Source organism: Thermodesulfobacteriota bacterium (assembly GCA_030583865.1).
Taxonomy (GTDB): domain Bacteria; phylum Desulfobacterota; class GWC2-55-46; order GWC2-55-46; family GWC2-55-46; genus UBA5799.
Map to the genome: position 1 here is coordinate 254,503 of CP129479.1, position 20,225 is coordinate 274,727.

Annotated in this window: 18 protein-coding genes; 13 read left to right on the forward strand and 5 right to left on the reverse strand. The window is 60.4% G+C overall.

What is annotated here, in order from left to right; all coding sequences use genetic code 11:
* Nucleotides 1-3: 3 nt before the first annotated feature.
* The 3 genes from QY316_01225 to QY316_01235 form a co-directional block, all read right to left on the reverse strand.
* Complete coding sequence (locus QY316_01225) at nt 4-894, reverse strand: metal ABC transporter substrate-binding protein (GenBank protein WKZ33058.1); 891 nt, start codon at nt 892-894, stop codon at nt 4-6.
* 10 nt (nt 895-904) lie between these two features.
* Nucleotides 905-2,149: a hypothetical protein gene (locus tag QY316_01230; protein ID WKZ33059.1), complete on the reverse strand. Its 1,245-nt coding sequence runs from the start codon at nt 2,147-2,149 to the stop codon at nt 905-907.
* A gap of 121 nt (nt 2,150-2,270) precedes the next feature.
* Nucleotides 2,271-2,534, reverse strand: a complete 264-nt coding sequence (locus QY316_01235; GenBank protein ID WKZ33060.1) for a hypothetical protein — start codon at nt 2,532-2,534, stop codon at nt 2,271-2,273.
* A gap of 300 nt (nt 2,535-2,834) precedes the next feature.
* On the opposite strand from QY316_01235, the gene ndhC reads away from it, so the two are divergent.
* From ndhC to QY316_01300, 13 genes are all read left to right on the forward strand, one after another.
* The gene (gene ndhC, locus QY316_01240; GenBank protein ID WKZ34138.1) at nt 2,835-3,164 is read left to right on the forward strand and encodes an NADH-quinone oxidoreductase subunit A; all 330 of its coding nucleotides are present in this window, start codon (nt 2,835-2,837) and stop codon (nt 3,162-3,164) included.
* 21 nt (nt 3,165-3,185) lie between these two features.
* Entirely contained in the window at nt 3,186-3,797 is a 612-nt protein-coding gene (locus tag QY316_01245) for an NADH-quinone oxidoreductase subunit B family protein (GenBank protein ID WKZ33061.1), read from the forward strand.
* A 340-nt stretch (nt 3,798-4,137) separates the two neighbouring features.
* Complete coding sequence (gene nuoC, locus QY316_01250) at nt 4,138-5,895, forward strand: NADH-quinone oxidoreductase subunit C/D (protein WKZ33062.1); 1,758 nt, start codon at nt 4,138-4,140, stop codon at nt 5,893-5,895.
* 10 nt (nt 5,896-5,905) lie between these two features.
* Nucleotides 5,906-6,379 (forward strand): NADH-quinone oxidoreductase subunit NuoE, encoded by a 474-nt coding sequence (gene nuoE, locus QY316_01255; GenBank protein WKZ33063.1) that lies wholly within the window; start codon nt 5,906-5,908, stop codon nt 6,377-6,379.
* Nucleotides 6,367-7,662, forward strand: coding sequence for an NADH-quinone oxidoreductase subunit NuoF (gene nuoF / locus QY316_01260; GenBank protein ID WKZ33064.1), 1,296 nt, complete (start codon nt 6,367-6,369; stop codon nt 7,660-7,662). Before nuoE ends, nuoF begins: the two co-directional genes overlap by 13 nt.
* Before the next feature lies 1 nt (nt 7,663).
* Entirely contained in the window at nt 7,664-10,387 is a 2,724-nt protein-coding gene (nuoG, locus tag QY316_01265; GenBank protein WKZ33065.1) for an NADH-quinone oxidoreductase subunit NuoG, read from the forward strand.
* Nucleotides 10,388-10,397: 10 nt separating this feature from the next.
* Nucleotides 10,398-11,393, forward strand: a complete 996-nt coding sequence (nuoH, locus tag QY316_01270; protein WKZ33066.1) for an NADH-quinone oxidoreductase subunit NuoH — start codon at nt 10,398-10,400, stop codon at nt 11,391-11,393.
* Nucleotides 11,350-11,892, forward strand: coding sequence for an NADH-quinone oxidoreductase subunit NuoI (nuoI, locus tag QY316_01275; protein WKZ33067.1), 543 nt, complete (start codon nt 11,350-11,352; stop codon nt 11,890-11,892). The genes nuoH and nuoI overlap by 44 nt, the downstream gene beginning before the upstream one ends.
* Before the next feature lie 12 nt (nt 11,893-11,904).
* A complete protein-coding gene (nuoJ, locus tag QY316_01280; protein WKZ33068.1) occupies nt 11,905-12,390 on the forward strand; it encodes an NADH-quinone oxidoreductase subunit J in 486 nt (161 codons plus the stop codon).
* 151 nt (nt 12,391-12,541) lie between these two features.
* A complete protein-coding gene (gene nuoK, locus QY316_01285; protein WKZ33069.1) occupies nt 12,542-12,850 on the forward strand; it encodes an NADH-quinone oxidoreductase subunit NuoK in 309 nt (102 codons plus the stop codon).
* A gap of 151 nt (nt 12,851-13,001) precedes the next feature.
* Nucleotides 13,002-14,855 (forward strand): NADH-quinone oxidoreductase subunit L, encoded by a 1,854-nt coding sequence (gene nuoL / locus QY316_01290; GenBank protein ID WKZ33070.1) that lies wholly within the window; start codon nt 13,002-13,004, stop codon nt 14,853-14,855.
* The gene (locus QY316_01295; protein WKZ33071.1) at nt 14,852-16,426 is read left to right on the forward strand and encodes an NADH-quinone oxidoreductase subunit M; all 1,575 of its coding nucleotides are present in this window, start codon (nt 14,852-14,854) and stop codon (nt 16,424-16,426) included. Before nuoL ends, QY316_01295 begins: the two co-directional genes overlap by 4 nt.
* Nucleotides 16,423-17,853: an NADH-quinone oxidoreductase subunit N gene (locus QY316_01300; GenBank protein WKZ33072.1), complete on the forward strand. Its 1,431-nt coding sequence runs from the start codon at nt 16,423-16,425 to the stop codon at nt 17,851-17,853. Before QY316_01295 ends, QY316_01300 begins: the two co-directional genes overlap by 4 nt.
* Nucleotides 17,854-17,861: 8 nt before the next feature.
* Here QY316_01300 and QY316_01305 read toward each other — a convergent pair whose 3' ends face one another.
* Nucleotides 17,862-18,965 (reverse strand): calcium/sodium antiporter, encoded by a 1,104-nt coding sequence (locus QY316_01305; GenBank protein WKZ33073.1) that lies wholly within the window; start codon nt 18,963-18,965, stop codon nt 17,862-17,864.
* 119 nt (nt 18,966-19,084) lie between these two features.
* A complete protein-coding gene (locus tag QY316_01310; protein ID WKZ33074.1) occupies nt 19,085-20,062 on the reverse strand; it encodes a DUF481 domain-containing protein in 978 nt (325 codons plus the stop codon).
* Nucleotides 20,063-20,225: the final 163 nt, after the last annotated feature.

Here is a 20,225-nt window from a genome sequence, read left to right on the forward strand (position 1 = left end):
CCTTTAATCTCCGCTTAAATCCTTAACCACCCTGTCCATGAGGCCGAACCAGTCGTCTATGCCTTTCTGGCTCCCGACCTCGTGGGGCAGGACTATCGCTTTCACGCCGGTCCTCTTCGAGAGGAAGCCGAGGGCCTTGCCGCCGTGATAGGAGGTGGTAAGGATAGCGTCCGGCCTCTCTTTCGACATCGAATCCACAAGCTCCGCAATGTGCCCGGAGGAGGGCGGGATGCCTGGCCGCTGCTCTATGTAGCCGGTTATCCTGAAACCGAGGTCCGCCGCCAGGTACTCGAAGAACCTGTGGAAAGCCACATAGCTTTTGCCCTTGAGCCTTCCATCCCATTCCTTCCTCCTCTCGGCGAGTTTTTTCTCGAAAGAGGCGAGGTTGGCCATGTAAAGGCCCCCGCTGCCGCTGTCGAGCGCCGAGAGGGCCTCTGCGATGCCCCTGGCGACCCTGCCCATTTGAGAGGCCGAGAGGTGGTAATGCGGGTTGCCGAGCGGGTGCACGTCACCCTGGCTCCTGTCGACCCGCTCCTGTATTTCTATTGGTTTGACGAATTTGGAGCAGTCCAGGTAGCCCGCCTTGCCCGGCTGGATACCGGGATTTCTCGACGACTCGATTATGACCGGAAGATAGCCGATTTCCAGGTCCAGGCCGTTGAATATGACGATATCCGCTTTCCTTGCCGCGGCTATCATGCTCGGCCTGGCCTCGATGTAATGCGGGTCCTGGTTCGGTTTTACGAGCACGGTAACGGTGACCCTGTCTCCGCCGATGTCCTTTGCGACGCTCCCTATCCATGGGAGCGTCGCAAGGACATTAAGCTCGGCGGCTAATGCCGGGCCTGAAAGGAAAAACATCGTGAAAACGGCCAAGAGAGCCCTTTTAAGCACGTATTCCTCCTTAGAACTTGTGGGCTGAGTGGGCGCCTATGCCGAATATGGCCTGCAAAAAGACCTCGCGGTTCGTCTCTCCGCCGCTTAAGCTCCTGTCGTGGTTATACTGGAGCCTGAGCCTCGTGAACTCGGAGGGGTTGTATTCGATTGCGGCAGTCGCCCTCCAGGGGTCGTTCCCGAAGTCCACAGGCTCGCCGTCGAGGATGTATTTGTCCTTAAAGAGCCCGAGGCCGTCGTATCTCGCGCCCAGCCTCCATCTGTCGACCCGGTACACGGCCTGTACATAGTAGCCGTCCTGCTTTCTCTCCAGCCCCTCAAGAGTCAAAAGGTTTCCGTCGTCGTCGAATTCCGACAGGTCGCCGTCCTGGTCCCTGTAGAGGTATTCGGCCTGGAGTTTGAAGGCCCTTTTTTCCGAAGGCGTCAATTTATAGGTGAGCTCAAGGCCCCATAGGGTGGAATCGCCCTCGAACCCGGTGTTTTCCCCGATGGAGCCGGTATTGGTCTTGCCAAAGGCTACTGAAGGACCGAAAAGGAGCGTGGACTTCTCGTCAAGGTCAAGAGACGCCTTCGCGAAAGCCGCATAGGCGCGCGGGCCGGTCGCAGCGTCTTCCCGGAAAAGAACCTCGTTCTCTCCCTGGAGCGCCTCAAGCCCCAACTCCGCATAGAACGGCAGGGCCGGGAGGTATGTGACCTGGACGCCCTTTTCTATCAGGCCCTCGTCGCCTAAAAAGGCCCTGTAGGGAAGAGGGGAGTCGGCAAAGTCCCACTGGTGCCGGTGCTGGCCGTTGAGCCTGCCGAAGCCGCTCTTGAACTTGCCGCCCTTGAGCTGCAGTCCCGCCGAAAGCGCCGTGGTAACGAAGTAAGCCTCCTCGAGCTCCACCTCCTCTTCCGTCACGGGGATCGTGGCGTAGAGGTTGAAATACGGGTCGACCGGCGCGAAGAAGAAGAGCTCCGCCGATTCGAGGTTGAAGCCCTTCTTATGCTCGAACTCCTCGTGGATATAGCCGGAGATCTCCCGCTCCTCTATCTCCGAAGGCGAGAGGTTTGAGCCGTAGAAGAAGGTGTCGAGTATGAGCGAGATATTGGGGTTCATGAGCGCGGAACCCCCGAAGAGGCCGCTTGACGCGCGCGAGTCCTTTTCTTGCGATTTGAGCGCGTCCTCAAGGTTCTTTATCCGGGTCTCGATATCATCGGCGTATGCCGGAAATGCAAGAACCGCCATCAACATGAAAGAGAGCAGGTATTTCAACACGTTATTCCTCCTCAGCAGGTGAAATAGATGTCCATAGACGGGAAAAGGCGGACGAGCCCGCGCGATTACGGATTACTTCCGCAGCCGGCTATGGCGGTTATGTAGGTTCTCTGGCTGGATTTCAGAAAAGAGGAGGGGCCCTGACTCTTTTGCGGCTCTGAATCTGAGCGGGCCTGTATATGAAGAAGGCCGTGGATAGTACGAAGAGGACGGATAAGGCCGGCGCCCACGATGCCGATGACGGCGTAACCGACTGATGGTGAGAGGCTACGGCGCAGACCTGGCAGTCCTTGTGGACGGCCCCGTCCTCGTGGTGGTGGATGCTCAGGCCGACCCCGGTAAAAAGGAAGACGGCGGCCAGGATTATAAGGAGCTGCCTTCTCATGACCGCGCCATTTTAGTTTACGCGGCCACTGCTGTCAACCGGAACCGGAAGCTCAGCTTCGGGAATCCATTTTTTCTGCACTGCCCCGCTTCCTTGACAATCCACCCTTGTGTGTTAGGGTTTTAAGTGAGAGCCGCATTCCGGGCGTGTCTACGCGTTCCCTCAGGAGGAGCGCGCCAGTTCAATCAATCTCGGTTTTTTTGAAAAGACAGGGGGTATGGCTTGAGCGCTGCTGCCCAATACGCGCCGCTTTGGCCGCTTGCCGTCTATTTCGTCGGGGTAGTCCTCCTCGTCGGGGCCATGCTCGTCCTCTCCCATGTGCTTGGCGAGCGGAGGAGGGAAAGGCTCACCTCCGTCCCCTATGAGTCCGGTGTCGTAGCGACCGGCTCGGCCCGCCTACATTTCGACGTGAAATTCTACATGGTAGCCATGTTCTTCGTGATCTTCGACATGGAAGCCGTCTTCGTATTCGCCTGGGCCGTTTCCGCACGCGAAGCAGGCTGGGCCGGATATATCGAGATGCTAATCTTCATAGGGATACTGCTTGCCGCGCTCTTTTATCTATGGAAGCTCGGGGCCCTCGAATGGGGCACCTCCATGAAGATAAGGAGGAAGACAGAGCCTCTCTGAAAATATCAAAGGGGGCGGGTCATGCGGTTGAATACCGGGCATGCGGAGATGCCGGCGGGCGTGGAAGCGCAGCGCCGGAACTTTTTGCTTACGAAGCTCGAAGACATGGTGGCATGGGGCAGGAAGAACTCCCTGTGGCCGCTTAACTTCGGGCTTTCGTGCTGCTATATAGAGATGGCCGCGAGCATAACGAGCAGGCACGATATCGCGCGCTTCGGCGCCGAGGTCCTCCGGTCAAGCCCCAGGGAGGCGGACCTAATGATAGTGGCAGGCACCGTGTTCGTAAAGGTGGCGCCCATGGTAAAGAGGGTCTACGAGCAGATGATGGCCCCCAAATGGGTGATCTCAATGGGCTCGTGCGCGAACTCCGGCGGCATGTACGACATATATAGCGTTGTCCAGGGCGTTGACTCGATACTGCCGGTCGACGTCTATGTGCCGGGATGCCCGCCGAGACCGGAGGCGCTCACTGAGGGGCTCATCCTACTTCAGAAGAGGATAGCCGCGGAGAGGAAACCCCTTACATGGATAACGGGTGAAGCCGAAACGAGGGGAAAAAAGCTCCCGGTCATGCGGGAGCAAAAAGGCTGGAGGAAAGAGGCGACCACGTTAAGGGAGCCTGACGAGGCCTGAAAAATGGCAGCCTCTAAAAATTGATCTTTTCCCCGGACTCTGCGTCAGTCCGGGAATAAAAATGCTCACATATTGCCATATATGCTCCGCTTTTTATTCCCGGCCTTCCGGGAAAAGCGGGAAAAATCTCTAATTTTCAGAGGGTTGCCATTAATTTACGCTCGTTTCGGCCATCCGTTCAGGCCCTTAAGCCTCATCAGGGTAGCATAACGTCTTCAAAATTGGCAACTCCGGCGTACAATAAAAGTACGCCTCATTCCTCCTAATTCGACTCCTTGCATCTTGAGCTTTTTGAGCCGCCTGAATATGATTTTAAATAAGCTTCCTCCAGCGGGGCGCTATGTCCATTGCGGCAGCATCGAACATATTGGAGGACCTGGCATCCAGGTTCGGCGAGGGCGCGGTTACGCCAGAGCCCACTGCCGACAGCTTGCCTACCTTCTGGACGCCGAAGGAGAAGCTGCTGGAGGTGCTCCAGTTCCTGAAGACCGGCGTCGAGGGGCCGTACAGGATGCTCTACGACCTCACGGCAATCGACGAGCGCACCCGCCGGAAGCGCAAGGGGCAGCCCGAGAGCGACTTTACCGCCGTTTATCACCTCCTTTCTTTCGACCGTAACGAGGACATAAGGATAAAGGTCGCGCTCAAGGGTGAGAGCCCGTCAATACCGTCGGCGACCGGGGTGTGGAGCTCGGCAAACTGGTACGAAAGGGAGATATGGGACATGTTCGGCGTCCGGGCAGAGGGGCACCCGAACCTCCGGCGCATACTCATGCCGCAGTCCTGGGAAGGGCACCCGCTCAGGAAGGACCACCCGGCGCGAAGGACGGACATGGAAAGGTACACCCTCCCGCTCGAGAAGGAGGTCAGGGAAGAGGCGGCGCTAAGGTTCGTCCCTAAAGAATGGGGGATATACAGGACCGAGGGGAACGGGACAGAGTTCATGTTCCTCAACATGGGCCCGCACCACCCCGGCACCCACGGGATATTCCGCATCATACTCGAGCTCGACGGCGAGGAGATAGTGAACGCCTTCCCGGACATCGGCTACCACCACCGCGGGGCCGAGAAGATGGGCGAAAGGCAGACCTGGCACACCTACATACCTTATACGGACAGGATAGACTACCTTGCCGGGCCGCTCAACAACTTCCCGTACGTGCTCGCCGTAGAGAGGCTCGCGGGCATAGAGGTTCCCGAAAGGGCCAGGATCGCCCGCGTGATGTTCGCGGAGCTATTCCGCATAGCGAGCCATCTCGTCTGGTACGGCACGTTCGCGCAGGACCTGGGGCAGCTCACCCCCGTGTTCCTCACCTTCAACGACAGGGAGCGCGCCTATTCCATAATAGAGGCCGTCTCCGGCTTCCGCATGCACCCGGCCTGGTTCAGGATAGGCGGCGTCCAATCCGACCTGCCCAGAGGATGGGAAAAGCTCGTAAGGGATTTCATCGAGTACCTGCCGCCCAGGCTCATGGAATACGAAAAGCTCGTGATGGAGAACGCTATAGTGAAGGTGCGGACAAGGGGCATAGGCACGCTCACACTCGACCAGGCAATCGACTGGGGAGTGACGGGCCCGAACCTCCGCGCGTGCGGCATCGAATGGGACTTCCGGAAAAAGCGCCCCTATTCAGGCTATGACCAGTTCGAGTTCGACATACCTACCGCCCATGAGGGCGACAGCTACGCGAGGGCCTTGGTAAGGGTCGAGGAGATGCGCCAGAGCCTGAGGATAATCGAGCAGTGCCTGGATAACATGCCTTCCGGGCCATATAAGAGCGACCACCCGCTCGCCACCCCGCCGAGAAAAGAGAGGACGATGCGGGACATAGAGACGCTCATAGGCCATTTCCTTTCGGTAAGCTGGGGGCCTGTCGTCCCGGCAGGGGAGGCCGCGATCGGCACCGAGGCCGCGAAGGGGAACAACACCTATTATCTCGTAAGCGACGGGGACACCTCTTCATACAGGACCCGCATACGCACCCCTTCATTTCCGCATTTGCAGGCGCTCCCTCTCATGTGCAAGGGCTTCGAGATAGCCGACCTCATCGCCATAATGGGGAGCATAGATTTCGTGATGGGCGACGTGGACCGTTAAGGAGGCGCGAGTGCTTTCCGACGAGGAGAGGCGCGAGATAGAGGAGGAGACCAGGCATTACGGGCAGAAACGGGGGGCTTCCGTCGAGGCGCTCATGTGCGTGCAGCGCCGCAGGGGCTGGGTGGACGACGAAACGCTCCGGGAGGTCGCGGACATGCTCGGCATGAGCGTTGACGAGCTCGACGGGGTCGCGACCTTCTATAACCTGATATTCAGGAGGCCCGTGGGAAAGAACGTCATACTCATATGCAATACCATAAGCTGCATGGTCATGGGCTATGAAAGGATACTCGCCCACCTGGAGGTAAGGCTCGGCATAAGGCTCGGCCAGACCACGGCCGACGGCCTTTTCACGCTCCTCTCCGTCCCGTGCCTCGGCGCGTGCGACCGCTCGCCCGTCATGATGGTCGGGGAGAAGCTCTATCCGGGCCTTACCCCGGAGCTTGCCGACGAAATACTGAGAGAGCACGGATGGCGGGGGTAGGGGAAAAGCCGCTTACGGGGCGCCTCAAGCCCGGCGGCGAGGCCCTGGATATAAGCGAGTACGAGGTTTATGGCGGGTATAAAGGGCTCCGTAAGGCCCTCAGGATGGACCCCTCCGAAATACGGAAGGAGGTCAAGGAGGCGAACCTCCGGGGCAGGGGCGGCGCGGGCTTCAATACGGGCCTCAAGTGGAGTTTCGTGCCCACGGGGAAGGACGCGCCGCGCCCCAAATACCTTATAGCCAACGCGGACGAGATGGAGCCCGGCACGTTCAAGGACAGGCTCCTCCTCGAGCGGAACCCGCACCTTGTCATAGAAGGCATGATAATAGCCTCTTTTGCCATCGAGGCGGAAACTGCGTTCGTATTTCTCCGCTGGGAATATACCCTTGCCGCGAAACGGATGAGGAAGGCCATAGCAGAGGCGTACGAAAGGGGTTATCTGGGGCGTAACATACTCGGCTCGGGCTTAAGCATCGATATACGGGTGCACGTGAGCGCCGGACGGTACATCTGCGGCGAGGAGACGGCCCTTTTGAACGCGCTCGAAGGGAGACGCGCCATCCCGCGCTCAAAGCCTCCCTTCCCGCAGACGAGCGGCCTCTGGGGCAGGCCGACGGTCGTAAATAACGTCGAGACGCTCTCGAACGTGCCGCACATAATCACCGGAGGCGCCGAGTGGTACAGGAAGCTGAGCCGCTCCGGGGACGGCGGGACCAAGCTCTTCGGCGTAAGCGGAAGGGTAAAAAGGCCGGGGCTTTGGGAGCTACCGATGGGCACGACCGCGCGCGAGATACTGGAAGAGCACGCGGGCGGCATGGCGGACGGGTTCAGCTTCCGCTGCCTCATGCCCGGGGGCGCCTCGACGGAGTTTATCTGTGAAGATGGCCTGGACGTAAAGATGGACTTCGATTCGGTGCAAAAGGCCGGGAGCAGGCTCGGCACGGGCACCATGATAGTCCTCGACCATACTGTCTGCCCGGTGGCCGCTCTCCATAACCTTGAAAGGTTTTTTGCAGAGGAGTCCTGCGGCTGGTGCACTCCCTGCCGGGAGGGGCTTCCGTGGGTTGCGAGGCTCCTCGGCGCGATAGAGGACGGAAAAGGCGAGACCGAGGATATTGAGACGCTCCGAGAGCATACGGGCTCGCTCTGGATGGGGAAGACCTACTGCGCGCTGGCCCCGGGCGCGATGGAGCCCTTGAAAAGCGGGCTTGCCGTCTTCCGGGAGGACTTCGAAAGGCACATCAGGGAAAAAGGCTGCCCCTTGAAAATGGAGCGGAGATGAAATGCCCAGGATATACGTAGACGGGAAAGATTACGAGGCGACAGAGGGGCAGAACCTCCTCGAGGCCTGCCTCGGCCTCGGCTTCGACCTCCCGTATTTCTGCTGGCACCCGGCAATGCGCTCCGTGGGCGCGTGCAGGCAGTGCGCTGTAAAGGAGTTCAAGGACGAGAGCGACACCAGGGGCAGGATAGTCATGGCCTGCATGACCCCTGTAACCGACGGCGCTCGCATATCCATAGACGACCCCGAGGCCAGGGCCTTCAGGGCGGGCGTCATCGAGTGGCTCATGGCCAACCACCCGCACGACTGCCCTGTCTGCGACGAGGGGAGCGAGTGCCACCTCCAGGACATGACCGTAATGACAGGGCACATATACAGGAGGCACAGGTTCAGCAAAAGGACTTACAGGAACCAGGACCTCGGCCCGTTCGTGAACCACGAGATGAACCGCTGCATACAGTGCTACAGGTGCGTGCGTTTCTATTGCGATTACGCCGGGGGGCGCGACCTCTCCGTCTTCGCCTCGCGCGACAGCGTCTACTTTGGCCGGAGCGGAAACGGGACCCTCGAAAGCGAGTTCAGCGGCAACCTCGTCGAGGTCTGCCCCACGGGAGTCTTTACCGACAAGACCTTCAAGAAGCACTATGCGCGGAAATGGGACCTCCAGACCGCGCCTTCGGTCTGCGTCCACTGCGGCCTGGGCTGCAATACGACTCCGGGCGAGAGATACGGGAAGCTGCGTCGCATAAGGAACAGGTACAACGGCTCGGTGAACGGGCACTTCCTCTGCGACCGCGGCCGCTTCGGCTATGAATCCGTAAACGGCGACAAAAGAATACGGCGGCCTGTATTAAGGATAAGACCCGGAGAAGAAAAGCACATCGATGCCGGCGAGGCCGTACGGCGCGCGTCCCTGATGGTCGGGAACGGCAAGAAGGTCATGGCCATAGGCTCACCCAGGGCCTCGCTCGAATCAAACTTCGCCCTGAGGGAGCTCGCTGGCCCGGAAAACTTCTTTTCAGGGCTGCCGGATGATGAGCATGGGCTTATCGCTCTCGTGCTGGACATCCTGAAAGGCGGGCCCGCGAGGTCTCCGTCCCTCTCGGAGGTCGAAAGGGCTGACGCGGTGCTTATCCTGGGCGAGGACGTCACTAATGTCGCGCCAATCGAGGCGCTCATGCTCAGGCAGGCAGCCCGGAGAGGGCCGGTCGAGAAGGCGATTGGCAGGAAAATACCGGAGTGGGACGCCTCTGCCATAAGGACCGCTATACAGAATGAAAAGGGGCCATTTCATGTGGCGGCCCCTTTTGCCACGAAGCTCGACGAGGCCGCTAAAACTGCCTATCACGCGCCGCCCGATGATATCGCCAGGCTCGGGAACGCCATAGCGCATGAGCTCGACGGGGACGCCCCGTTCCCAGAGGGGCTCGGAGAGGGGGCCGCTCGGCTCGCAAAGGACATAGCCGAAGACCTCAGGGCCGCAAAAAGGCCGCTTATCGTTTCCGGCGTGAGCCTTTCGGAAGCGGTCATAAAGGCCGCCGCAAACGTCGCCTCGGCGCTTCACGCAGCAGGAAGGAAGGCCGCGCTCTCGTATATCGTCCCCGAGTGCAACAGCATGGGCCTGGCCCTCATGCGCTGCGGAAGCCTCGACGACGCGCGCAAGGCCGCAGCCGGCGGTGGGTTTGACACCCTCGTGATACTCGAAAACGACCTTTTCATGCGCGCGGGCAGCGAGGAAGTGGAGGTCTTTTTCGAGTGCTTCGAGGACGCTATCGTTATCGACCATACCGCGACCCGGACTTCAATGGCTGCGGGGCTCGCATTGCCTGGCGCGGCCTTTGCCGAAGGCACGGGGACGCTCGTAAATTCAGAGGGGAGGGCGCAGAGGTTTTTCAAGGTCTTCAACCCTGATGGAGATATTGCCGAGGGTTGGCGCTGGCTCGGCAGTATTATGGAGGTATCGGGCGCGGGCACGGCCTGGAGCAATATAGACGAGGTCCTCGAATCGATGGCGTCCGAGATGCCGGAGCTGCAGGAGGCAATAGATGCCGCGCCGTCCGCAGGGTTCCGCATGGCGGGGCAGAAGATCGCGAGAGCGCCGCACCGGGTTAGCGGCCGTACGGCCATCCACGCCGGGAGGAGCGTCATAGAGCCTAGACCTCCCGAAGACCCGGACTCTCCGCTCTCTTTCTCGATGGAGGGCTTTCAGCCGAAGGGGCATGGTAAGGAACCGCCTTCGGAGCTTATACCGCATTTCTGGTCGCCGGGATGGAACTCCCAGCAGGCGGTCGTAAAATTCCAGGACGGGGTGAACGGGGGGCTCAGGGGCGGCGATCCTGGCGCAAGGCTCATAAATCCGGCAGAAGCAATGCCCGGGTATTTCAGGGGAATACCCGGGCAGTTCAGTCCCCGGAAGGGCGAATGGCTTATCATACCCGTTTATCACATATTCGGGTCCGAGGAGTTGAGCGCGCTTTCGCCGCCCGTTGCCGGGCTTATGCCGCGCCCCTATCTCGGCCTTAATCCCGGGGACGCGGGGGCGCTCGAGTTCCAACCCGGCGAGGAGGTCGCGCTGAACGCGGGGGGCCTCCTCTTGAAACTCCCGCTAAGGCATATGCCGTCGCTTCCGAACGGCGTTGCGGCGCTTCCGGTCCTGCCGGGCATGGAGAGGCTGAGGCTGCCGCAATGGGGCGTTGTCACGAGACCGAAAGAGAGCGCCGGCTGAGAGGGCCCGTATGCAGGGGATCACAGCGTCCGTCTTGACGATAGCCTTCGTCCTTATCGCGCTCCTTACGTCGAGCGCAGCGCTCATCTGGGCGGAGCGGAGGCTCCTTGCGCTCTGGCAGGACAGGTACGGGCCGAACCGGGTCGGCCCGCTCGGGCTATTTCAGCCGGTTGCCGACATGATAAAGATATTCACGAAGGACGACTGGGTGCCGCCGTTCGCTGACAGGGCGGTATTCGTGCTGGCCCCGGCCATAATCGTCGTAACGGTTCTGACCGCCTTTGCAGTCATACCCTTTGCGCCGGGCGTTGCCGTCGTGGACCTTGACATAGGGGTCATTTTTTTCCTGGCCATGTCGTCCCTCAGCATCTACAGCGTCGTCCTTGCGGGCTGGTCCTCGAACAGCAAGTACGCGCTCCTGGGGGGCCTGCGCGGAGCGGCCCAGATGCTGAGCTACGAGATATTCATGGGGCTTTCGATAATGGGGGTGGTACTCCTTGCCGGTTCCTTCAACCTCAGTGACATAGTCGAGGCGCAGAGGGGCATGTGGTTTTTCATCCCGCAGCTCCCGGGCCTTCTCATTTTTTTCCTCGCGGGGCTTGCGGAAACGCACAGGCTCCCGTTCGACCTGCCCGAGGCTGAAAACGAGCTGGTGGCGGGCTATCACACCGAGTATTCGGGCCTGAAGTTCGGGATGTTCTACATAGGCGAATACCTGGGCATTACGCTCATCGCCTCGATGATAACGGTCCTCTTCCTCGGGGGCTGGCTCGGCCCGGTGCTCCCGCCCGCCGCATGGTTTGTCCTGAAGACCGGGGCAGTTATCGCCGTCTTCATACTCCTCAGGGCCTCGCTCCCCAGGCCCAGGTTCGACCAACTCATGGGCTTCGGGTGGAAGGTGATGCTCCCGCTCGCGCTCATAAACCTGCTGGCAACAGGCGGCATCCTCCTCGCCTTGACGGATGCGACGCCATTACCGGATGGCACCGATGCTGAGCCTCTTTAAGACCGCGTGGGAGGTCTTCCTCCGCGCCTTTGAGCCAAGGGTGACGGTCAGCTACCCCGAAGAGAAGCCGTATCTTGCGCCGAGGTTCAGGGGTCGGATCATACTCTCGCGCGACCCCGATGGCGGGGAGAGGTGCGTTGCCTGCTATCTCTGCGCCGTTGCCTGCCCGGTGGACTGCATAGCCCTCGACGCGGCGGAAACGGAGGACGGCAGGCGCTATCCCTCCTTTTTCCGCATAAACTTCTCCCGCTGCATCTTCTGCGGGTACTGCGAGGAGGCGTGCCCGACGTACGCGATACAGCTTACGCCTGATTTCGAGATGAGCGAGTACGCGAGGCAGTCGCTGGTGTACGAAAAAGAGGACCTCCTCATAAGCGGGACAGGCAAATACCCGGAGTATAATTTCTACAGGGTCGCGGGGCTCGCGATAAAGGGGAAAGACAAGGGGGAGGCGGAGAATGAATCGCCCCCCGTGGACGCAAGGGGCCTCACGCCCTGATCCGGAGGCGCGGTGAACGGACTCTTCTACATAGCGTCGGCCATAGCCGTGATCGCGACCTTCAGGGCCCTGACCGGCTCTAACGCGGTGCATTCTCTCCTCTATCTCACGGTCTCGCTCCTTGCGAGCGCCGCTATTTTTTATTCGCTCGGGGCGCATTACATCGCGGCCCTCGAGGCCATCATATACGCCGGCGCGGTAATGGTCCTATTTCTCTTCGTGGTCATGATGCTCAGCTACGGGCCGGGCCAGGAGACCGAGGAAAAGAGGATAACCAGGCCGGGGACATGGGCCGGGCCTGCCGTGCTGGCGGCAATACTCCTCTTTGAACTCGTTTACGTCCTTATTGGCACGGACCTTGTCCCCGAGGACGCGGCAGCCCACGGGCCGAAGGCGGTGGGGATAGCGCTCTTCGGCCCGTACCTCATAGGAGTCGAGCTTGCCTCGGTGCTCCTCCTTGTGGGCCTTCTGGGCGCATACCACATCGGGCGCAAATGACCACGCTGGACTAAGCTCAAGGGTAGCCGAAGAGCTGAGTTGCAAAAGCGATATGCCTACGCTCGCCAAAAAGGTTGGTTCGCTCCGGACGGCCTATCATCCCTGGGTTCGAAAACCCAAGGTTTTACACGGCTTGATAAAAGGAGGATGCATGGCGACTGTCCCGGCTGAATACGCATTGGCGCTTGCGGCGGTCCTGTTTGCGCTGGGCCTTACGGGAGTGCTCGTAAGGCGGAACATGATATACGTCCTCATGTCCATCGAGGTCATGCTGAACGCCGCAGGCCTTGCCTTCATAGCCGCCGGGTACAGGTGGGCGGAGCCCGACGGCCAGGTGATGTTCGTCTTCATACTCACGCTCGCGGCTGCGGAGGTCTCGGTGGCACTGGCGGTCATCTTTAGGTTTTTCCACAGGACAGGCACCCTCGACCTGGACAAGGTCGGCAGCCTGAAAGGATAGAGATGTGGCAACCTCTAAAAATTGATCTTTTCCCCGGACTCTGTGTCAGGCCGGGAATAAAAATGCTCACATATTACTCATATATGCTCCGCTTCTTATTCCCGGCCTTCCTTGATTGCGGGAAAAATCTCTAATTTTTAGGGGTTGCCACATGAAAGAATTCCTATGGCTCATACCCGCCCTGCCATTTGCGGGGTTCCTGGCGCTCATCCTGGCTGGCCGCTCGATGCCGGCGAGGCTTTCCGCCCTCGTAGGGACAGGCGCGGTCGGCCTCTCGGCCATTTCCGTTTTCTTAATCGGAATCGATTTCGTCGGCTCGCCTCCGCCTGAAGGCTTCATGGCCCAAAGCCTGTGGACATGGGTGGAGCTCGGCTGGTTCAGGGCCGACGCCGCGCTCAGGCTCGACGCGCTCTCCCTTGCGATGGCAGCGGTCATTACGTTCACGGCCTTCCTTATCCTTGTCTATTCCGCCGAGTTCATGGCAGAAGACGAAGGCTACTCGCGTTTTTTCGCGTACATGGACCTCTTTGTCGCGTTCATGCTCGTCCTCGTACTTGCCGACAACTTTCTCTTTCTCTACCTGGGCTGGGAGGGCGTGGGACTTTGCAGCTTCCTCCTCATCGGGTTCCGGTACAAGGAGGGCCATACCGGGTACGCGGCGCGGAAGGCCTTCATCATGACCAGGGCAGGAGACACGGCCTTCCTGGTCGGAATCATACTCCTTGCGGCGAGCTTCGGAACGCTCGATATCCAGACAGTCATGGAAGCGGGGGAGGGTGCCGCCTCCGGGCAACAGGGTAGCGCCATTGCCGCGCTCGCGGCGCTTTTGATACTCGCCGGAGCGCTGGGAAAATCGGCGCAGGCGCCGCTTCAGACATGGCTTCCGGACGCGATGGCAGGCCCGACCCCTGTAAGCGCCCTCATCCACGCGGCGACGATGGTCGCCGCCGGGGTGTACCTCATAGCCCGCACCCACGCGATTTTCGATACGCCCCCAGTAATGTCCCTTATAGCCGCCCTGGGCGCGGCAACGCTCCTCGTCTCAGGCTTAAGCGCGCTCGTCCAGTCGGACATAAAAAGGGCCCTTGCCTACTCGACCATGGGGCAGGTGGGGTTCATGTTCCTCGCGCTCGGGGCAGGCTACTGGCAGGCCGCCATATTCCATTTCATGACCCACGCGTTCTTCAAGGCCCTCCTCTTCCTCTCCGCTGGCGCGGTCATAACCGCGCTTGGAGGCGAGCACGACATGCGGAGGATGGGCGGCTTGAGGAAAAGGCTCCCGCTCGCGTTCTGGAGCTTTCTGATCGGGGCGGCGTCGCTTTCGGCCCTGCCCCTCGTTACCGCCGGATACTACAGCAAGGACCTCATATTGAAAGGGGCGCTGGCCGGAGGCGGGGCCCTACTCTGGGGCGCCGGCATAATCGGGGCCTTAGTTACCGCTCTTTATGCGTTCCGCATGGTGTTCCTCGTCTTTTTCGGGGAGGCCGGGGCAGACGCGGCCAGGCGGACCGGCCTGGGCATTGCGGCCCCGCTCGTCCTCCTTTCGGCCCTGGCACTTTTTTCCGGCTTCATCGGCGTGCCGTCTTTTTTAGGGGTGGTAACGCCCCTTCCCGATACGGACGCGCTGGCTGGTGCGCCTCTGGCAGGGGCGCTTTCGGCCATCGTCCCGGTGCTGGGGGCAGCCGCGGCGTATTTCGTTTTTTTTAAGCGGCGCGGGGCGGTGGAAGGGCTCCCGGAAAAGGGCTTTGCCGCCGGCCTTCATGCCTTCATCCGCTCGGGCTGGGGCTTTGACCGGCTCTATGAAAGGCTCTTCGTCCGTCCGTATCTCCTGGCAGCGCGGGCGGGCAGAGAGGATTTCATGGACGCGCCGTATGCAGGCGCGGCAAAGGGGACAGAGCTGCTGAGCAGGCTCCTTGCGAAGACCCAGTCCGGGCAGGTGAGGCGCTATGCAGCCGGGATGACGCTCGGGGCTCTTCTGGCGCTCGGGGCGCTCGCATTCATATGATACTCGCATGGGCGGTCCTCATACCCTTTTTCGGAGGCGTCGCGGCCTGGGCCTCGACGCGGTTGGGAGGAGCCTTCCCGCGTTGTATTGCCCTCCTGGCGCTCGCGCTCGATTTTGCGCTCCTGCTTTCCGTTCTGGGCCGAGGGGATAGCGGCGGCCAATGGCTCGCTGAAACCCGTCTTGAATGGATGCCCGGCGTAGGAGCGGGCATCCACCTTGCCGCCGATGGCCTGAGCCTCGCCCTGGCCCTCCTTACGGCCTTCCTGGGCATGGCTGCGATCGCGGCCTCATGGACAGGCATAAGGGAAAGGACGGGTTTTTTCCACCTCTGCCTCATGTCCGTCATCGCCGGTGTCATGGGCGCCTTTCTCGCCCTCGACCTCCTTCTCTTCTACGTCTTCTGGGAGCTCATGCTCGTGCCCATGTTCCTGATGATAGCCGTATGGGGGCACGGCGGCCGGTACAGGGCGGCGCTCAAGTTCTTCATATTCACTCAGGCAGGAAGCCTCCTGATGCTCGTGTCGATACTGGGGCTCTATTTCGTCCACGGGACGGAGACCGGCAAATACTCATTCGACTACATGGAGCTCCTCGGGACCCCGATGGGCCGCGCTGCCGAGTTCTGGCTGATGCTCGGCTTTCTGGCCGCGTTCGCGGTAAAGCTCCCGGCAGTTCCTTTCCACACGTGGCTACCCGAGGCCCATGCAGAGGCGCCTGCCGGCGGAAGCGTACTCCTTGCGGGGCTACTTCTTAAGACCGGCGCATACGGCATGATACGCTTCCTTTTTCCGCTCTTCCCGAACGCGGCAGAGGCAATTGCGCCGGCCGTATATGTCCTGGCGGTCATCGGGATCATCTACGGCGCGGTCCTTGCGCTCGGCCAGACCGATTTGAAGAGGCTCATAGCGTACACGAGCGTAAGCCACATGGGGTTCGTGCTCCTCGGCATTTTCGCGTGGGAGGGGCTTGCCCTGAACGGCGCGCTCGTCCTCATGGTCTGCCACGGCGCGTCCACGGGCGCGCTCTTCATCATAGCCGGGGCCATAGAGGAAAGGGCGCATACGCGCGAGATGGCGAGGATGGGCGGTTTCTGGTCGTCCGCCCCGAAGATGGGCGGGGCGGCCCTTTTCTTCGCCCTCGCGTCCATGGGTCTTCCCGGGCTCGGGAACTTCCTTGGCGAGTTCCTGGTGCTCCTCGGCGTTTTCGGCGTAAACCCGCTGCTTGCCGCATCTGCGGCGCTCGGCCTCGTCGCCTCGGTTATCTATTCGCTCTGGATGGTGCAGAAAGTCTTTCACGGGCCTGCCTTGCAAGGGCCGGGCATATCCGACATAGGAGTGAGGGAGGCGGCAACGCTCGCCTCAATGGCAGCACTCGTCCTCTGGCTTGGCCTTTATCCCGCCCATTTTCTCGACAGGATGGGGATAAAAGAAAGCATCGGGGCAACGGCTATAGGGATTGATAGCAAGGCCGCGACGGGGACCGGCGCGGACGGCCCTGAAGCCGTACGCATTACGGAGCACCGCCCGGATATGGAGGGCGCAGCGGAGCTGGGAGGAATCAAGGGAAAATGAGCGCAGCGGATTTGATAGCGATACTCCCCATGCTGGTATTGACCATAGCCGCGGTCGTGGCAACTGTGCTCGCGGCCTTTCGCACGAGCCACGCCTTCAACGCGGCCCTGGCGGTCTCGGCCTTCGTGCTTGCGCTATTGTCTTTAGTGCCCGCCTCAAAGGCGGCGCCGAGGGCCGTCACCGCGCTGATTTCAGTGGACGCCCATTCGCTTCTCTTTACGGGCCTTTTGCTCGGCGCGGCAATCGCCGTAACCCTCCTCTCGCACGGATACAACGAGGGGCGCGAGGGCGGGCTCGCGGAGTTCTATATAGTCCTCCTCATCGCGACCCTCGGCGCGGTCGTGCTCGCCGCCTCGGCCCACTTCGCGGCCTTTTTTCTCGGCCTCGAAATACTCGGGGTATCCCTTTACGTGCTCATCGCCTATTTTCTCGGCGAGCGCGCGAACGAGGCGAGCGTCAAATACCTGATACTGGCGGGCATTGCGTCCTCTTTCCTGGTCTTCGGCATGGCGCTCGTCTATGCAGAGCTCGGCACAATGGAGTTTTCGGAGATGGCAGGGCGCGCCGGCGAATCCGGCGCGGGCCCGCTCCTTTTCGCAGGGCTCGCCATGATAACCGTTGCCGCCGGGTTCAAGCTGGCGGCAGCGCCCTTTCACATGTGGGCCCCTGACGTATACGAGGGCGCGCCCGCGCCCGTGGGCGCGTTCCTGGCGGCGGTCTCGAAGGGCGCGGTGGCGGCGCTCCTTCTCCGCTTCTTTTTCCAGACCGGCTCGCTGGCGCTTGAGCCGCTCTTCATCGTATTTGGCGCTATCGCCGTGGCATCCATGTTCGCCGGGAACATCCTCGCACTGTTTCAGACGAGCGTAAAACGGACGCTCGCCTATTCGTCCATAGCGCACGTCGGCTATCTCCTGATAGCTTTCCTTGCCGGGGGGCGCGCCGGAATGGTAGCGGCAGGCTATTATCTCGCCGCTTACTTCATATCCATCATAGGGGCGTTCGGCGCCGTGACCCTTCTTTCGGGGAAGGACAGGGAGATTGATTTATTGGACGACTACAGGGGGCTTGCATGGCGGCGCCCCTGGCTTGCCGGGGCCTTTACGGCCATGCTCCTGTCGCTAGCCGGGATGCCGCTTACTGCAGGCTTTCTCGGGAAGTTCTTTGTCGCGTCCGCCGGGGTGGGAGAGGCCCTGTGGCTGCTCGTAATCGCGCTCGCGGTAAACAGCGCCATCGCGATCTATTATTACCTGAGGATTATAATCGCGCTTTTCTCGCCGGCTTACGGGGAAGCCCCGGGGCCTCTTCCGCGCCTGCCGATCGCGGGGACTGTCGCGCTCGGGGCGCTTACGCTGCTTTTGGTCTTTCTCGGGGTCTACCCTGGTCCTTTACTGGCGCTCCTTGAGGAGGCGGCTTCGGCTTTCCTGTGAGAGGGTTTTCATTCCTCCTGCCGGTTCGTTTTGCTCCGGATAATCAATGCCCTTGCCGTGAGGACCGCGAGCGTTACGACCGTAAGCGGTATGACGAACGCGCCCATCGCGAACTTGAATGCGGAAAGGGAGGCGTGCCCCGTGGAGTTGAGGAAGATGAAGGATGTGTAGAGGACGTAGTAGGCCAAAAAGAGGGCGCCCTCCCACCGCGCTATCGTATAGCCGGTAAAGAGTATGGGGAGGCAGGCGGCAGAGACCGCGAGCACCACGGGGATGTCGAAGGAAAGGGCGCTCCCGGGCACTCCGACCCCGTTTGCGGATACGAGGCTCGTTATGCCCATGACGGAGAGTATGTTGAAGATGTTGCTGCCGATGATGTTGCCGACGGCTATGTCCCGCTCGCCTTTTATGCTCGCCATAACGGACGTCGCGACCTCGGGAAGCGAAGTGCCTGCCGCTATGATGGTGAGCCCTATTATGAGCTCGCTTACGCCCAGCCCCCTTGCCATATGGACCGCGCCGTCCACCAGCCACCTCGACCCCAGCACCAGGAGCGCGAGCCCGGCGATTGAGATAAGGACGTTGACGGCCCAGTCCCTTGCCGCCGACCTGCCCCTTTTATAAGAGAACTCCTCCTTGAACTCGTCCGTCGTCCCGTTTTCCTTTCTGCCAAGATAGACGAGAAACCCCGTGTACGCGAAGAACCCGGCTGTGAGTACGGCCCCTTCGAGCCGGCTCACGACTCCGTTCAACCCGAAGATGAAGAAAAGTACCGACACACCTATCATGACAGGCACGTCGAGCCTTATGAGCTGGCGCGACGCGGCAAGGGGAGTTATGGCGGCCGAGAGGCCGAGTATGAAGAGTATGTTGAAGATGTTGCTCCCGACCACGTTCCCGACGGCTATATCGGCCTGACCTGCAAAGGAGGATTTGACGCTCACCGCGAGCTCGGGCGAGCTTGTGCCGAAGGCGACTACCGTCAGGCCGATTATGAGCGGGGATATGCCGAGAAAAGAGGCGATCCTCGAGGAGCCCCTGACGAGCATCTCGGCCCCGATAATGAGAAGGAGTAGCCCTGCAACGAAGAATAATAATACCGAAAGACCCATCCAACCCCCCGAAATCATTCAATTTATTAGGATACTATAACCCGCATGCCATATCCAGAGGCAAAAAAAGAAGGCCGTTGCAGAGTCGAAATTCGGCTCTTCCGAACCTGCTCGCCGGGCTAAAAAGTGTACTGGAGGCTCAGTATCCAGTATATATCCGTCTTTTTAATATTAACCGGGGGCTTGCTGTCGTATTCGATGATGTTCGTGAGCTTCAAGCCCCAGTAGCTGTTCAGCCGCGAGTTCAGGGAGGCCTCGTTCCTTACCTGGAAGTTCTCAGGCTCGTCCACCCGGCTGTAGGCCTTGAGGTTGTCGGTAAAAGATGTGTCTTTCGTGAGCCCGAGGCTTAAATTGCTACCAACCCGGGCCGTTACCCAGGACTCGTCCCTGCCCGACCGGAGGTCCTCCCTTACGAGCGAAAAGCCAAGCTCAAGAAGGAGCGACTTCGAAGGGCCGTCCCAGACCTGATAGCCCGCGCCCGGGCCTGCTACGGCCCTGAGGTCGATGTCCCTGAACCTGTCGTTAAGCAGCTCGGCGCTCAGGTACCCGTAATAGGGGCTGGTGAAGAAGTAGTCGTATTTAAGGGCGGCATAGGTGTTCCTGGCGGTAGTTTTGCCGCTCTCCTCGGAGTAATTGAAGCGGACGCTTGCGCCAGAGCGGTCTTGCAGGGTCCTCTTCTCCGCGTCAAAGCCTATGTTTGCGCTGGCCCTCCTTGTATTCCCGGAGCGCATGCTCGCTCCAGCGCTTATTTTTCCGCCGAGCCTGGGGGGAGCGGGGTCTATCGCGCCGATATCGGCCCACGCCAGCTCCTCCCAGGGCCTTTCCACGGGCTTAAAGACTATCATTCCTGCTTCGTTTACGTGGAAGCTTCCGCTCAATACTTCCCCCGAAACCGTCCGCACCGTAACTGGCCCGTCGGTCCTCAAGGCGACCACAGACGATTTCCGTATCCTGACCGGCTCCGAATACGGCGTGCCCACGGTCAGAACGCCCTTTTCCATGCCCTGCACCCTGCCGGTTATGGTGTCCCCGTTCGAAAGGACCAGCTCGTCCGCCGAGGAGACGGTTGCTACGCCGGCAACGAGGGCTGAAGCCACCAAAATAATTTTCTTTACACCAGGCACTTTATGACCTTCCTCGGCTGAGGGGAAACAAAATACACGAAGCGGCTGGCACTGTCAAAGGGAATGGGATGACGCGCAAGGTCTTTTGCAAGCGCTGTAAAAGAGGGCTGTAAAAAAGTCTTTCCGGGTGTAAACC

Coding starts and splice junctions, on each gene's coding strand:
- QY316_01295 (WKZ33071.1), top strand. CDS start 14,852: ATGATACTCGCATGGGCGGTCCTCATACCCTTTTTCGGAGGCGTCGCG.
- nuoG (WKZ33065.1), top strand. CDS start 7,664: ATGCCCAGGATATACGTAGACGGGAAAGATTACGAGGCGACAGAGGGG.
- nuoH (WKZ33066.1), top strand. CDS start 10,398: ATGCAGGGGATCACAGCGTCCGTCTTGACGATAGCCTTCGTCCTTATC.
- nuoK (WKZ33069.1), top strand. CDS start 12,542: ATGGCGACTGTCCCGGCTGAATACGCATTGGCGCTTGCGGCGGTCCTG.
- QY316_01245 (WKZ33061.1), top strand. CDS start 3,186: ATGCGGTTGAATACCGGGCATGCGGAGATGCCGGCGGGCGTGGAAGCG.
- QY316_01300 (WKZ33072.1), top strand. CDS start 16,423: ATGAGCGCAGCGGATTTGATAGCGATACTCCCCATGCTGGTATTGACC.
- nuoI (WKZ33067.1), top strand. CDS start 11,350: ATGCGACGCCATTACCGGATGGCACCGATGCTGAGCCTCTTTAAGACC.
- ndhC (WKZ34138.1), top strand. CDS start 2,835: ATGCTCGTCCTCTCCCATGTGCTTGGCGAGCGGAGGAGGGAAAGGCTC.
- nuoF (WKZ33064.1), top strand. CDS start 6,367: ATGGCGGGGGTAGGGGAAAAGCCGCTTACGGGGCGCCTCAAGCCCGGC.
- nuoC (WKZ33062.1), top strand. CDS start 4,138: ATGTCCATTGCGGCAGCATCGAACATATTGGAGGACCTGGCATCCAGG.
- nuoL (WKZ33070.1), top strand. CDS start 13,002: ATGAAAGAATTCCTATGGCTCATACCCGCCCTGCCATTTGCGGGGTTC.
- QY316_01235 (WKZ33060.1), bottom strand. CDS start 2,534: ATGAGAAGGCAGCTCCTTATAATCCTGGCCGCCGTCTTCCTTTTTACC.
- QY316_01305 (WKZ33073.1), bottom strand. CDS start 18,965: ATGGGTCTTTCGGTATTATTATTCTTCGTTGCAGGGCTACTCCTTCTC.